Source organism: Iodidimonas gelatinilytica (genome assembly GCF_008579125.1).
GTDB classification, from domain to species: Bacteria; Pseudomonadota; Alphaproteobacteria; order Sphingomonadales; family Rhodothalassiaceae; genus Iodidimonas; species Iodidimonas muriae.
This window is the reverse complement of the sequence record NZ_BKCL01000005.1, coordinates 67,764-81,769: the sequence shown is the minus strand read 5'-3', so window position 1 is coordinate 81,769 and position 14,006 is coordinate 67,764. Positions and strand designations below refer to the sequence as shown.

At 54.2% G+C, this 14,006-nt stretch carries 11 protein-coding genes, 1 pseudogene and 1 riboswitch; of the genes and pseudogenes, 3 read left to right on the top strand and 9 right to left on the bottom strand.

Going from position 1 to position 14,006, the window contains the following annotated elements; all coding sequences use genetic code 11:
* Position 1 precedes the first annotated feature (1 nt).
* Together JCM17844_RS08280 and JCM17844_RS08275 are read left to right on the top strand one after the other, a co-directional pair.
* Entirely contained in the window at positions 2–1,009 is a 1,008-nt protein-coding gene (locus tag JCM17844_RS08280) for a threonine ammonia-lyase (protein WP_150000525.1), read from the top strand.
* Between the two features lie 178 nt (positions 1,010–1,187).
* Positions 1,188–3,755, top strand: a complete 2,568-nt coding sequence (locus JCM17844_RS08275) for an ATP-binding protein (RefSeq protein WP_210431647.1) — start codon at positions 1,188–1,190, stop codon at positions 3,753–3,755.
* Between the two features lie 17 nt (positions 3,756–3,772).
* Here JCM17844_RS08275 and JCM17844_RS16595 read toward each other — a convergent pair whose 3' ends face one another.
* The 3 genes from JCM17844_RS16595 to metZ are packed head-to-tail and all read right to left on the bottom strand — an operon-like array spanning position 3,773 to position 6,137.
* Positions 3,773–4,408, bottom strand: coding sequence for an AI-2E family transporter (locus JCM17844_RS16595; protein WP_268885117.1), 636 nt, complete (start codon positions 4,406–4,408; stop codon positions 3,773–3,775).
* The gene (locus JCM17844_RS17260; RefSeq protein ID WP_150000522.1) at positions 4,306–4,881 is read right to left on the bottom strand and encodes an AI-2E family transporter; all 576 of its coding nucleotides are present in this window, start codon (positions 4,879–4,881) and stop codon (positions 4,306–4,308) included. The genes JCM17844_RS16595 and JCM17844_RS17260 overlap by 103 nt, the downstream gene beginning before the upstream one ends.
* A 35-nt stretch (positions 4,882–4,916) precedes the next feature.
* Positions 4,917–6,137, bottom strand: a complete 1,221-nt coding sequence (gene metZ, locus JCM17844_RS08260; protein WP_150000521.1) for an O-succinylhomoserine sulfhydrylase — start codon at positions 6,135–6,137, stop codon at positions 4,917–4,919.
* A gap of 55 nt (positions 6,138–6,192) precedes the next feature.
* A riboswitch (SAM riboswitch) is annotated at positions 6,193–6,273 on the bottom strand.
* A gap of 101 nt (positions 6,274–6,374) precedes the next feature.
* Here metZ and JCM17844_RS08255 point away from each other — a divergent pair.
* Positions 6,375–6,701: a DUF1476 domain-containing protein gene (locus JCM17844_RS08255; RefSeq protein WP_150000520.1), complete on the top strand. Its 327-nt coding sequence runs from the start codon at positions 6,375–6,377 to the stop codon at positions 6,699–6,701.
* A 90-nt stretch (positions 6,702–6,791) separates the two neighbouring features.
* Here the strand turns inward: JCM17844_RS08255 and JCM17844_RS08250 are convergent, their stop codons facing one another.
* From JCM17844_RS08250 to JCM17844_RS08225, 6 genes and pseudogenes are all read right to left on the bottom strand, one after another.
* Entirely contained in the window at positions 6,792–8,237 is a 1,446-nt protein-coding gene (locus tag JCM17844_RS08250) for an ATP-binding protein (RefSeq protein WP_210431644.1), read from the bottom strand.
* A gap of 534 nt (positions 8,238–8,771) precedes the next feature.
* A pseudogene (gene purB / locus JCM17844_RS08245) lies at positions 8,772–10,072 on the bottom strand (adenylosuccinate lyase).
* 105 nt (positions 10,073–10,177) lie between these two features.
* Complete coding sequence (radC, locus tag JCM17844_RS08240; RefSeq protein ID WP_150000518.1) at positions 10,178–10,861, bottom strand: RadC family protein; 684 nt, start codon at positions 10,859–10,861, stop codon at positions 10,178–10,180.
* An 11-nt stretch (positions 10,862–10,872) separates the two neighbouring features.
* Positions 10,873–11,697, bottom strand: coding sequence for a type I methionyl aminopeptidase (gene map, locus JCM17844_RS08235; RefSeq protein WP_150000517.1), 825 nt, complete (start codon positions 11,695–11,697; stop codon positions 10,873–10,875).
* A gap of 52 nt (positions 11,698–11,749) precedes the next feature.
* Positions 11,750–12,472 (bottom strand): DNA/RNA nuclease SfsA, encoded by a 723-nt coding sequence (gene sfsA, locus JCM17844_RS08230; protein ID WP_150000516.1) that lies wholly within the window; start codon positions 12,470–12,472, stop codon positions 11,750–11,752.
* Positions 12,473–12,497: 25 nt separating this feature from the next.
* Entirely contained in the window at positions 12,498–13,904 is a 1,407-nt protein-coding gene (locus tag JCM17844_RS08225) for a M28 family peptidase (protein WP_150000515.1), read from the bottom strand.
* Positions 13,905–14,006: the final 102 nt, after the last annotated feature.

The window sequence follows — 14,006 nt, the reverse complement described above, 5'->3', positions numbered from 1 at the left end:
GATGCCCAGCCCGCAAGATGCAATGAAACGGATCAGCCCTGCCGATATTGAAAGCGCTGCCGCCCGGCTTCAAGGGGTCAGCATCCGCACGCCCTTGATAGAAAATGCGCGGTTGAATGATCGGGTGGGCGGGCGCGTCTTGATAAAGGCAGAATGTTTGCAACGGACCGGATCTTTTAAAATTCGCGGGGCCTATAACCGCTTGTCGCGGCTGACAGAGGCGGAAAAAGCATTGGGCGTGGTGGCTTTCTCTTCGGGTAATCACGCGCAAGGGGTGGCTGAAGCGGCACGGCGTTTGGGAATAAAAGCGCGTATTGTGATGCCCAAAGATGCGCCGCCTATGAAGCGGGAAAATACCCTGTCTTTGGGGGGCGAGGTCATTCTTTATGATCGGTATCAGGAAAACCGGGAAAGCATTGCACGGGATTTATGTGCGGAGTCCGGGGCGATTTTGGTGCCGTCTTATGATGATCCGTTTATCATTGCGGGCCAAGGCACGGTGGGGCTGGAAATTGTGCAGCAAATGACAGCGCGTGATATTCGGCCCGATGCGGCCCTGTTGCCTGTTGGCGGTGGCGGGCTGATGGCGGGAAGTGCCACGGCCTTGAAGCATGATTTTGGCTCTTTGGCTATATTCGGGGTGGAGCCTGAAGGGTTTGACGATACGGCACGGTCCTTGAGATTGGGGGAGCGGGTCACCAATGCCGCAGACGCTCGGTCCATCTGTGATGCGCTTTTATCGCCGTCCCCCGGCCTTTTGACATTCGATCATAATATGCGCTTGCTGGATGGCGGCCTTGCCGTTTCCGATGCCGAGGTGATCGATGCTATGAGATTCGCCTTCGAGCAGCTGAAACTGGTGGTAGAGCCGGGCGGGGCTGTGGCTTTGGCTGCCTTGTTATCGGGGCGTTTCGATGCCCGTGGACGCACAGTGGCGATTGTGCTGTCCGGCGGCAATATAGGGATACAAAGTTTTTACGGGCACATTAAGCAAAACATAGAACTTTAAGCGTAAGGATGATGAATCGTTGATGCTGAGCCGGCTATGGGCACTCTGTCGGAGGTGCATATCGGTGGTGATGGGGGCTGATTTTATGAAAATAATAAAACCTTTGTTCAATTCTTGTCGCATATTATGCAAATAGCATGCAGGGCTTATAAAGTTGCGACATAGGATGGGGGTGGAATTGAAAGATTCTCTTGCGAATAAAGCCATTTTCCCAACGATATTGACCGTCGCTTTGGTAATTTTTGCCATGTCGATTGCGGTTTTTGTCCGGGTGAAATTGGCTTTTTACGCGCAAGCCATTGATCATCTGGAAAGTTATTCTTCAGAACGCACAGACAGGGAAGGCGCCCTTTATTCTTCTCTTGAGCGCCTGCATCTTTCTGCCTCCGAAGCCTTTCGTGCCCGCTTGGCGCTGCTGCCCCAAGATCCGGCTCTCATTGATCCATTGTTCGATTTTTATTTTCCGCTGCAAGCCGATGGAACAAGGCGCAGCAATGAAGCTTTATATACGGGCTTCATGCCCGCGCCTGCCCAGAAGATTTATGGTGTTGGGGCCTTTCTCTCTCAAGGCGAGGCGTTTGAAGAAGAAGAAAAGCGCCGTTTTTTGGTGGCATTGGATGTGGTGCGGTCTTTCGGCGAGGCCAATCTGACACTGATCGATAATTTCTATTTCTTCACGCCACGTAATGATCTGATCATCTTTGGTCCGGCCCGCGATGATAAATTGTTATATTATCGTAAGGATGCCCCGCCGGATTTTGATTTTCACAATGAAGAATTCGTAACCAACTCCTTGCAAAGCACTAATCCCGAACGGGAAACCCGCTGCACCAAATTGCGCCGTGTTCTTTATGACCTGACAGGGGACACCCTGACCACAGGCTGCCAGACGCCCATCGATGTGGATGGAGACTTTTTCGGGGCGTGGGGCAATTCGATTTTTCTCAATTCCTTGTTGTCGAATGCCTTGGAAGATCGATTGGCGAAGGCACATAATTTCATCCTCACAAAAGAGGGCGACATCGTTGCCCATCCGGCACAGGGAGATCCGCAATCAGCGCAGTCCTTGGGGGCTGAAAAAACATATGACCGTGCGGATCTTTATCGGCAGTTGGTGGCGGTAACGCCGGAAAAAGGCGGGGAGGTGCTTGATAATGACGATGAAGATTTTCTGTTTTCCGTGAGCCGGATCAATGGGCCGGATTGGACCTTTGTGATTGCCTTGCCCCGCGCCCAAATCGAACGCCCGGCCCAAATGGCTGCCTGGAGTGTGATTATCACTGGTCTTGGGGCTATTCTTGTGATCGGCGTGATTGTTTTCTTGCTGATCCGCACGCGTATATCGCAGCCCTTGAACGCTTTTGCCTTGGCGGTGGATCGCCTTGGAAGCGGAGATTTCTCGGCATCGGCGGTAGAAGCCCATGATGCCCTTCCGGTGGATCGGCAGGATGAAATCGGGACATTGGCACGGCGCTTCAAACATATGTCCGAGCAATTGGCGGAGTTGTTCCATTCATTGGACAGCAAGGTGCGTCAACGTACTCTGGACCTTGAAAAAGCGGTGGATGCCGCGGAAAAAGCCAATCAGGCCAAATCCATTTTTCTTGCCAATATGAGCCATGAAATCAGAACCCCCATGAGCGGTGTTATGGGGATGCTGCGCCTGATGCTGACCGAAGACATGCCATCGGAACAAGTGCAGCGTGCCAAGACGGCCCTGCGTTCAGCGGACAGCCTGCTGACGATTTTGAATGATGTTCTTGATTATTCAAAGCTGGAGGCAGGGGCGCTTTATCTGGAAGAAAAGCCATATCAGATTTCCGAAACGATCAGGGATATTACAGAGCTGATGCGCCCTCGCGCTTTGGAAAAGGGGCTGATGCTGACCACGTCCATTGCTTCGGATGTGCCCCAATGGTGTGTGGGTGATCCGTTCCGGATGCGCCAGATTCTGGCAAATCTGGTTGGAAATGCCATTAAATTCACTGAAAGCGGGGCTGTTTGTGTGATTGCCCGGCATGTAAAGGCAGAAATTGGAGAGTATAAACTCTCTGTGGAGGTGACGGATACCGGCATCGGCATGGGGCCGGAAACCTGCGCCCGGTTGTTCGAGCGTTTTTCGCAAGCGGATTCATCCACCAGCCGCAAATATGGTGGCAGCGGATTGGGACTGTCTATTTGCCGTCAGATCGTTGATTTGATGGGAGGGGAGATGGGCTGTAAAAGCGCCATAGGATTGGGCAGCACCATCTGGTTTACGGTGCCATGTAAGGCGGTTGAAACACCGCAACGCCAATTTCCCCGCCCCGATAAGCCGGTTCAAAATGATAAAGAAGATGGCACAGCGCCAAGTCTTGCCATTTTGGTGGCCGATGATAGCGCGGTCAATCGCCAGATCCTTGGCGGGATCGGCCAGAAATGGGGCCATCAAGTGGACCTCGTGTCCAATGGTGGCGAGGCTTTGGATGCCCTGAATAATAAGGTCTATGATCTTGTTTTGATGGATATAAACATGCCGGATATGGATGGCATGACGGCCACCCGGTCGATCCGGACATCCAGTGACCCACATGTGAGGGGCGTGCAGATTGTCGCCCTGACAGCCAATGCCATGCCCGGAGATCGAGAGGCCTGTCTGAACGCAGGCATGGATGGTTATCTTTCCAAACCCATCGACTGGGGGGCGTTGCGTGCTGTGATCAGGCAGGCACAACAGAAGAAGGTGGAAGAAACCGTGGCGGACTAGGGGGTGCTGTTCGTCTATCAGGAAGAGGGAGGCAGAGGTTGGGATTCTGCTTCTCTTTGTTCTCGGGTAAAGCGCAGCAAGGCGATGCTGAGAGCCAAAATCACCGGCCCAAGCAACAAACCCACCATACCGAAGGCCGTGATGCCGCCCAAAACGCCGATAAAAACCAGTAAGGTTCCCACATGGCCGCGGCTGGATACCAAAAGTGGGCGCAAAAAATTATCGATGGTTCCCACCAAAAGCATTCCCCAAAGCCCAAGCCCGATGGCCGCGCCCCATTGATTGCTGGCCAAAAGATAGAGGCAAGCCGGTAGCCAAACGATGGCAGTGCCGCCAATGGGAAGCAAAGAAAAAATAGCCGCCAGCACGCCAAAAACCACCGGGGCGGGAATACCCACCACCGCCAAAGCCAAGCCTGTTAGGGCGCCTTGTATAAGGGCGGTAACAATCGTCCCGAAGACAACGGCATAGATCACATCCGCGATCCGGTTGAACAGTTGGTCGGTGCGTTCATCGGATAAGGGCACCAGCGCTTTGCTGTATCCGAGCATCACGCTGCCATCGCGCAAAATGAAAAACAGCATGAACAGCATGATGGAAAAAGATGTGATGGTTCCAAGGGCGCCGATAAACACTTTTCCGCTAAAGGAAATAAGCCTTCCAGCCCTTTCTGGATACCTTCGGCGGCCCAGCGATCCATATCTTGGAAACTGATATCGAAAGACGTCTGAAACCGATCAATCAACGGCGCGATGGGGGATGTGGAGTGCAGCCAGAAGACGAGGGATTCGGGATTTTCGGTGTTGCTTTTCTGAAGGGCGGCCATCAATTCTGCGGCTTGCGAGGCAAAACTTGCGAGCAGAATGGATAAAGGCCCGATCAGGAAGATTGTGGTCAATAAAGTGATAGCAAGGGCGGCAAAATTGCGTCTGGCCCCTATTTTTGCGGCTAAGCGCACATAAAGGGGATGCAGCAAAAATGCCAATATAGCCGCCCAGGCCAGAGGGGACAAAAAGGGCGCGGTGATGAGATAAGATAAATAGCTCAGAACCAGAATTGTCAGCAGGGCCACGGTGCGAGAATAGAATAAACGCCCCGGTCGTGATATGGGATTGGCTTGTTTCATCGACGTGGCTCCTGCCCCGGCCAAATTTGGTCAGTTTATCTGGACACCGCTCCCTTGCTGGCGTCAAGGGCTTGTAAAAGATCGCGCGCCAGATCCTGTGCATCTTCCAGACCGGCCGACAGGCGGATCATGCCGTCTGTAATGCCCATTTGAAGGCGGGTCGCTTCGTCCAAAGCCTTATGGGTGGTGGTCCATGGATGGGCTGCAATAGAGCGGGAATCCCCCAGATTGTTGGAAATATCAATGACTTCCAAGGCATTCAGAAAGCGGAAGGCTTGATCCGCGCCGCCGGGCAGGGTGAAGGTGACAACCGTGCCGCCCCGGCGCATTTGCTTTTTCGCAAGATCAGCATAGGCAAAATCGGGCAGGCTTGGATGCACCGTTTTGATGCCTGCTTGCGCAAGGGTTTGGGCCAGAAAATCCGCCCGGTCGCACATGGCATCGACCCGCAGCTCAATGGTCTCCAAAGATTTCAGCAAAAGCCATGCGTTGAACGGTGATAAAGTGGGGCCGGTATGGCGCAAAAATGGCCCGAGTTCGTCCAGTATGATGGCCTTTGATCCCAAAACCACGCCGCCCAAAGTGCGGCCTTGTCCATCAATGTGCTTGGTGGCGGAATAGCACACCACATCGGCCCCCAATTCCAACGGCTTTTGCAATACCGGAGAGGCAAATACATTATCGACCACCAAGCGTGCCCCGGCTTCATGGGCGATCCCGGCAACGGATTCGATGTCGATCAGTTCCAATGTGGGATTGGACGGCGATTCCAGAAAAAACAGCTTGGTATTGGGTTTGACGGCGCGTTTCCATGCCTCCATATCCGGCCCTTCCACAATGGTGGTTTCCACACCATAGCGGGGCAGCAATTCGTCGATCATCCAGCGGCATGATCCAAACAGCGCTTTGGCTGCAACCACATGATCGCCGGCGTGAACCTGCCCCAAAAGTGCGGCATTCATGGCGGCCATGCCGCTGGCTGTGGCGGCCGCGGCTTCTGCGCCTTCCAAAAGCGCCATGCGTTCTTCAAACATGGCAACGGTGGGATTGCCCTGCCGGGAATAGGTGAAGCCCTCTTCCTCGCCATCGAAACGCGCCTTGGCGCTTTGCGCCGTTTCATAGGCAAAGCCCGATGTCATGAAGATCGCTTCAGAGGTTTCGCCAAAATTACTGCGCAAGGTGCCGCCCCTTATAAGGCGAGTGGATGGTTGCCAGTTTTCTGTGATGGCCCGATCAAGGCCGGTTTTATTTTTCATGATGGTTGCGCCTTTTTCATTGGTAAACCCATGTCCCCGACCGGCGCACGAATTGTCGAGGCGAACCCCAACCATTTTAGCATGCTTATTTAACGTGGCCGCAAGCCGGTCGGACCAAATCACCACGTCCCCCAAAAAAGCGGCATTGAAGCCGTTCGTCAAGTCTTGTGATGGTTGCGATTGTTTCCAAGACTGCTTAAATGCAAATGACTGCTAATTATTGGCCGAGGGCAAGCGATGACCGATTTCAACGACCGCGAACAGAATTTCGAACGAAAATACGCACATGATGAAGAATTGCGGTTTAAAGCCGCCATGCGTCGGAACAAGCTCCTTGGTTTATGGGCGGCCGAAAAGCTGGGATTAAGCGGTGATGATGCCACAAATTATGCAAAATCAGTGATCGAAGCTGATTTTGAAGAAGTGGGCGATGCGGATGTAATCCGGAAGGTTTCCGCCGATTTTCAGGCCAAGGGCATAGAAATCAGCACCCATCAGGTGGAGCACCGCTTGCAGGAATGTATGGAAGAAGCCCGCAATCAAATCATGAAAGAACTTGGATAAGCCGCACAAGGCATAAGCGATGACGGAAAGCCCTTTGAGCCTTGGCTCAAGGGGCTTTCTTTCTCCCAGGGATTTTTCCCAAGACTGTGATTATGCGCCTGTTTGGTGGGGGATTGCGGTCTTTTCTGACGGCTTGAGCAGGCGTTTTACAAGCGCGTAAAGCATTTGTGTGTCGATGGGCTTGGTCAGATAGGCATCGGCCCCGGCCTTGAGACAGGCCGCTTCATCGGACTGATTGGCATTGGCGGTCAATGCGATGATGGGAATGGTAAGGCCGCCCTCCGTGGCGCGGATTCGCCGCATGGCTTCCAATCCATCCATCACCGGCATGCGCATATCCATGAAAACCAGATCATAATGACCTTCTTTCGATAAGGCCTCCACCGCTTGGACGCCATTTTCCACACAATGGATCGAGCCTTTATAGCAGGCAAGGATAGCTTCCATCACCCTTAGATTGGTGGGGTTATCATCGGCAACCAAGAAGGAATAAGACGTTTCATCGGCTGTTTGTTCGGGGGGCGGTGATGCCTTTTCAGGGGCCGGTTCAGAGCGGTCCGGGGGCGGGGCCGGGCGCTTTGAGCCTTTTACAGGCAGCAAATGCAGGGGTTCTTCGCCAATTTGCTCAAGCGCTATGGTGAAATAAAAGACAGACCCCGATCCGATGCTGCTTTCAACCCCGATTTCTCCCCCAAGCAGGGACACCAGCTCTTTGGTGATGGCAAGACCGAGCCCCGTGCCATCATGCCGGCGGGCGGCATGGGTTTCCACTTGGGTAAAGCGTCCAAAAATACGGTTTTGGTCTTTCGGGGCAATTCCGATTCCGGTGTCGCAAATGCGAAACAATAAGCCATCCCCTGTTGGCAGACTTGTCCGTGAAACTTCCAGACGGATTTCTCCATCCGGGGTGAATTTCAAAGCATTGGCGAGCAAATTGAACAGAATTTGCAACAAACGGGTTTCATCGCAGCGGATATATCGGGGCACATCCGGTGCGCTTTTGATCGAGAAACCAAGCCCCAGTTCTTGGGCTCTGTCCCACCATAAATCGAGTCCGGGGCTAAAAAGCGATTGTAAATCCACCGGTTCTGACCGGATGCTCATCTTCCCCGCATCAGAGCGGGATAGATCAAGGATATCGCGCACAACATTTAGCAAAATACTGCCTGAATTGTGGATAGTTCGGACCTGGCGCTTTTGCGCTTCGGTAAGCGGGCTGTGCATCAGGCTGTCGGCCATTGCCAGAACGCCGTTCAATGGTGTGCGCACTTCATGGCTCATGACGGCAATGAAATCTGCTTTGGTGCGGGCCAATTCCTCTGCCTCCACACGGCGGCTTTCTGCTTCATCCCGCGCGGTTTTCAGGTCTGCGATCAGTTCCGCTTGTCGGATCTGCCCCCGGAAAAGAGCTGCGCCGGACTGCCGGGTCATCACGGTAAGAAGGAAGATATTTCCCGTGACCATCATCGCAACAGCAAACTGGATATTTCCATAAAGAATTTCAATGCTGTTCCAACTCAGCCAGATGATGGCCAAACTGGGGATCCCTGCGCAGAGGTAGGATGCAATGAGAAGACGTGAAGGCTGGAGCGCCACGGTCATACCAATGGCCGACAGCGAGAGAAGGCTTGTCAGACGGGCCGCTTCCGACTCTTCAAAATAAAACAGGACAGCGCCGGAACACCACAGGATTACGAGAGCGACCCCGCTTATATCCACAAGGAGGCGAGCAGGGGTTAAATTTTTGAGAAGGTGAAGATTTCGACGTGTCGGTAGAGTCAGGAGAAAGGCAGCAAGCTCTGCGCATAAGGTGATCAGACCCCACAAAATTGGCCAGGATGTTTCCGATCCCATTGTGAAAAGGAGGGATAGGGCGGCAAGAATGAGGAGACGAAAGGGCATGTTTCCGGTTTCTGCCCGGAAATGGGCCGCCAGCGCCAGCTTTGCCGCTTGATTTTCGGGTGGCAATGTTTGTTCCGCGTGCAAAATAAAGCCCATGATGTCGTTTCATCAATCACCATGAGCTTATCTTTAGGCTGTTAAGCAAAGCTGAACATTTTTCCCGGTTCTCTACTGGCCGAAAATTCTTTTGAAAATAACGTCCACGGACTTGGTGTGATAGCCCAGATCGAACAGAGCCTCCAATTCACCGGGGGCGAATTTCTCTGCGATCTCCGTATCATGTTTCAAAAGGTCCAGCAGATGTGCATGGCCATTGCTGTCCCACACTTTCATGGCATTGCGCTGCACCAGCCGATACGCATCTTCACGCTGACGCCTTTTTGGGTGAGGGCCAGCAAAACGCGTTGGGAATTTACCAGACCGCCCAAACGGTCCATATTGGCGCGCATACGGTCGGGATAAATCAGCAACTTGTCCATTACCCCCGCCAACCGGGCCAAAGCGAAATCCAGTGTCACGGTGGCATCGGGGCCGATCATGCGTTCAACGGAGGAATGGGAAATATCCCGTTCATGCCACAACGCCACATTTTCCATGGCAGGCATGGCGTAAGACCGCACCATACGGGCAAGACCGGTAAGATTTTCCGTAAGCACCGGATTGCGTTTATGGGGCATGGCCGAGCTGCCCTTTTGGCCGGGTGAGAAATATTCTTCCACTTCCAGAACCTCGGTGCGCTGCAAATGGCGGATCTCGGTTGCCAACCGTTCAACGGAACTGGCAATGACCCCAAGAGTTGCGAAATACATGGCATGGCGGTCGCGGGGGATAACCTGCGTGGAGATGGGCTCAATGGCCAAACCCAATTTATCCGCCACATAGCTTTCTACCCGTGGATCGATATTGGCGAAGGTGCCCACAGCGCCGGAAATGGCGCAGGTGGCCACTTCTTCGCGGGCATTTTGAAGGCGTGTTTTGGCGCGGCTGAATTCCGCATAGGCTTGGGCCAGTTTCAGCCCGAAGGTGGTGGGCTCGGCGTGGATGCCGTGGCTGCGCCCGATGGTGACCGTGTCGCGGTGTTCATGGGCGCGGCGTTCCAAAATCCCCAGCAGCTTATCCAGATCCGCAAGCATCAGGTCGGCGGCGCGTACAAGCTGGATGTTAAAACAGGTATCCAGAATATCCGACGAGGTCATGCCCTGATGCACAAAGCGCGCTTCGGGCCCCACATGCTCGGCCAGATTGGTAAGAAAGGCGATCACATCGTGCTTTACTTCCGCTTCGATGGCGTCGATGCGGTCAACCTCGAAGGCCCCACGGTCCCAAACGGCTTTGGCGGCCTCTTTGGGGATGATGCCCAATTCCGCCTGTGCATCACAGGCATGGGCTTCGATCTCGAACCAAATCTGGAATTTGCTTTCCGGGGACCATAGGGCGGTCATTTCTGGGCGGGAATAACGGGGGATCATGGGGGTATCTCCAACAGGGCTGCCGATGGGGAAAGAGCGCGCTTTCCCTAACACCGGGCAGGCAATAGGGCAAGAACCACCGCGATCTTGCCTGTGATCAAAGGCTTATAACAATCCCAGACTTTTGAAGCTGGAATGGCCTTTCTTGCCGATCACCAGATGATCATGGACGGAAATTCCCAGCTTCTTGGCGGCTTCTACGATATCTTTGGTCATATCGATATCGCCCCGGCTTGGCGTGGGATCCCCGGATGGGTGATTGTGCACCAGAATAACGGCGGAGGCATGCAGCTCCAGCGCGCGCTTGATGACTTCGCGGGGATAGACGGGGGTGTGGTCGATGGTGCCTTGCTGCTGCACCTCATCGGCGATCAGCGTGTTTTTACGGTCCAAAAACAGGATGCGGAATTGTTCTGTTTTTGCATGGGCCATGGCGGCATGGCAGTAATCGAGAAGAGCGCGCCAATTGCTAAGAACGGGCTGGCCCAGTATTTTGGCCTGAGACAAACGCAGGGCACTGGCTTCAACCATCTTGATCATGGCAGCGGCGCTTTCGCCGATGCCATCAATTTCATATAGCCGTTCCTTGGGGGCCGTAAGCACCGCTTCATAAGAGCCAAAGACCTTTAAAAGATGCTTGGCCAAAGGCTTCACATCACGCCTTTGAATTGCTCCCATCAACAGCATTTCGATCATTTCATAATCGGGCATGCCCTTGCCGCCCGAGGCCAGAAACCGTGACCGCAGCCGCTTCCGGTGCCCTTGGAGATCCAGTGCATCGCCCCCCATTTTATCCTCTCTCAAAGATCATAGGGCGGCTGATGCAGACCCTTGGGCGAACGGGTGAAAATTTCATAGCCATCTTTTGTGACGGCCAGGCTGTGCTCGAACTGCATGGACAAAGAGCGGTCGCGGGTAACGGCGGTCCAGCCATCGTCCAAGACTTTTGTATCGGGCTTGCCAGCATTCACCATGGGTTCGATGGTGAAGAACATGCCTTCTTCCAGCACAGCGCCGGTTCCGGGATGCCCATAGTGCAAGATATTGGGGGCATCATGGAACACCTGCCCAATGCCATGACCACAAAATTCCCGCACCACAGAGCAGCGTTCTTTTTCTACATAGCTTTGGATGGCATGGCCGATATCGCCCAAAGTCACGCCGGGTTTGACCATATGGATGCCGCGCATCATGGCTTCATGGGTGATGTCGGCCAGTCGGCGCGCTTTGACCGACGGTTTTCCAACGAAAAACATGCGGCTGGTATCGCCATGCCAGCCATCCAGAATGACCGTGATGTCGATATTGATGCTATCGCCATCTTTCAGCGATTTCGGGCCGGGAATACCATGGCACACCACATGATTGACCGATGTGCAGATGGATTTGGGAAAACCGCGATAATTGAGCGGCGCCGGAATGGCTCCATGGTCGATAATGAAGTCATGGCACAACTGGTCCAGTGCCTCGGTGGTCACACCAGGCTTGACATAAGGGGCGATGAAATCGAGCACCTCTGCCGCCAGCTTACCGGCTTTGCGCATGCCTTCGAAATCGGCGGGGTCATGCAGCTTGATACCTTGTGAGCGGCGTTCTGCTGTTGCGGCGCTCTTTAATTTGTTCATCTTTTCGATGTCCTCATACTCGTGGATCGGGTTTGCTTGTTATACCTTACATTCAAGGATAGGAAGCCGGAGGCCGAATTGGAAGGGGCTGCGCTATCCGAATATGGTCCAGTGTAATGCTGCAGGCATAGGCATAGGCTTCTACACCTTGTTCAACAGCATGGGAAAAGGCGCGTGCATAGGCGGGATCGATTTCATGGGCCAGCGCCATTTGGTCGCAATCATCGCGCTGTACCAGATAAAGCATCACCGCCCGGTGGCCTTGGCGCACCATATCGGCCAATTCCATCAGATGCTTGGTGCCGCGTGCGGTGACAGCATCGGGAAACCGTGCTTCGCCATCTTGGCGCAAGGTGACGTTTTTCACCTCGATATAACAGTTCTGGCCGGGCCGGTCGGGGTGATCCTGCGCCAAAAGATCAATGCGTGAGGATGCCCCATAAGCCACCTCACGCCGTAAAGTTTGATAGCCGGTCAGTTCGGAAATGCGGTCTTCCATGATGGCCGTTTCCACAATGCGATTGGGATGCGCGGTGTTGATGCCCACAAGCGTGTCGTCCACCTCGACCAATTCCCAGCGCCAATCCAGCTTGGCTTTTGGGTTGGTGTTGGGCGACAGCCAGATGCGTGCACCAGCCGGCGCACAGCCCAGCATGGCCCCGGAATTGGCGCAATGGGCGGTGATTTTTGTGCCGTCTTTTAAAATGGCATCGGCCAAAAACCGCTTATAGCGCCGTTCCAAGCGGGCAGGAACCAATGGCTGTGCAAACTTCATGGATATGTCCGCATAGCAAGGGTATTCATTCGCCAAAGCTGCCCGCAGGGCCGGGGAATACCACCGGACTTTCAAAGCCGTCCCTGGACACGCTGGCCACGCCAAAATAATAATTGTCGATCACGATATTTTCCAAAGTGACCTTGTCCACATCGCCAACCCAACGGCTATAGGTCCATTGCGGATCGGTGGTCAGGCGCCAATATACCCGATATCCGGCAAGATTTTCCGCAGCAGCCCCTTCAGGGCGTGCCCAGCTCAATGTGGTGGACGGGCGCACCGCACCCTTGATCGCCACATTGGCGGGGAAGGGCGGGCTTGATGCCAAAGCTCCCAACGTCACCACATTCAGGGCGGTCAGCTTGGCATTATAAGCGAAATCCACACCAGACAGCACATCGCCATAGGCTATGCCGTTTTCTGTGCGTAGATCCTGATGCTGGCGGGTATAATCCTCATTGGTTTCCATGATCCGCACACCGGGCATGCCCGCTTCATTGAAGGGGCGATGATGGCCGCCACGGCCAAAGCGGTCCAGCCGATAGACCATCATCACATCCAGATTGGGGATATAATGATCTGCCAAACGGTCGATATAACGGGCCAGATTGCGTGAGGGACTGTCCACTTCGCCGCCGGTAAACCGGCGCAAGCGTGCTTCTTCAGGCGTTTCTACAGCACGGGTGCCTTCGGAGAAGACCCGGGCCGTGGCATTGTCGATCACGCCATTGATCCCGGAAATATTGCCAATCATATCATTGTTGAGAACGGCTTTGATGCGCCAGCCTTGATCCAGCGCGTATTTGGCCAGAATCTTGCCGCCAAATAGTCCCTGTTCCTCGCCGGACAAGGCCGCATAAACAATGGTGCCGGGGAATTTATAGCGCGAGAGAACCCGTGCCGCTTCCAGAACGCCTGCAACGCCTGATGCATTGTCATTGGCCCCGGGGCTGTCGGATGTGTCATCCATGGGATCGGACACGCGGCTATCGATATCGCCAGACATTAAAACCATGCGGGTGGGGTCAAGGCTGCCGCGCTGAATGGCGATCACATTCACCACCTCTACAGGATCGGGGATGCGCGTTTCGCCCGAAACGGTGTCGGACACGGTGATGACCTCAAGACAGCCGCCGCAGCTTTCGGAAATGCGGTTGAATTCTGCTTCGATCCAGCGCCTTGCTGCGCCAATGCCGCGCGTATCGGATATGGTGTCCGATAAGGTATGGCGCGTGCCAAAGCCCACCAGTTTTTCCACATCATGGCGTAGGCGTTCAGCGCTTGTGGCGGCGGCCATTTCATGGAGCACCGGTGTTTCACCGGGTGGTGCCAGTATATGTGCCGAAGGGGCCTCTGTCTGTGCCGAAGCGGAAAGGGCCGTTGCCCCTGCCAACAGAAGCGTGCAAAAGATAGCCGAGCCTGTTTTTTTCATGTGTCGCGGTCCTTTCCCCGAATTTGGCTCCACGCTAAACGAGGCAGCACGCGCGATCAATGCGCCATCTATTGAATCAAAGACCGGAAGGCGACTATTCTG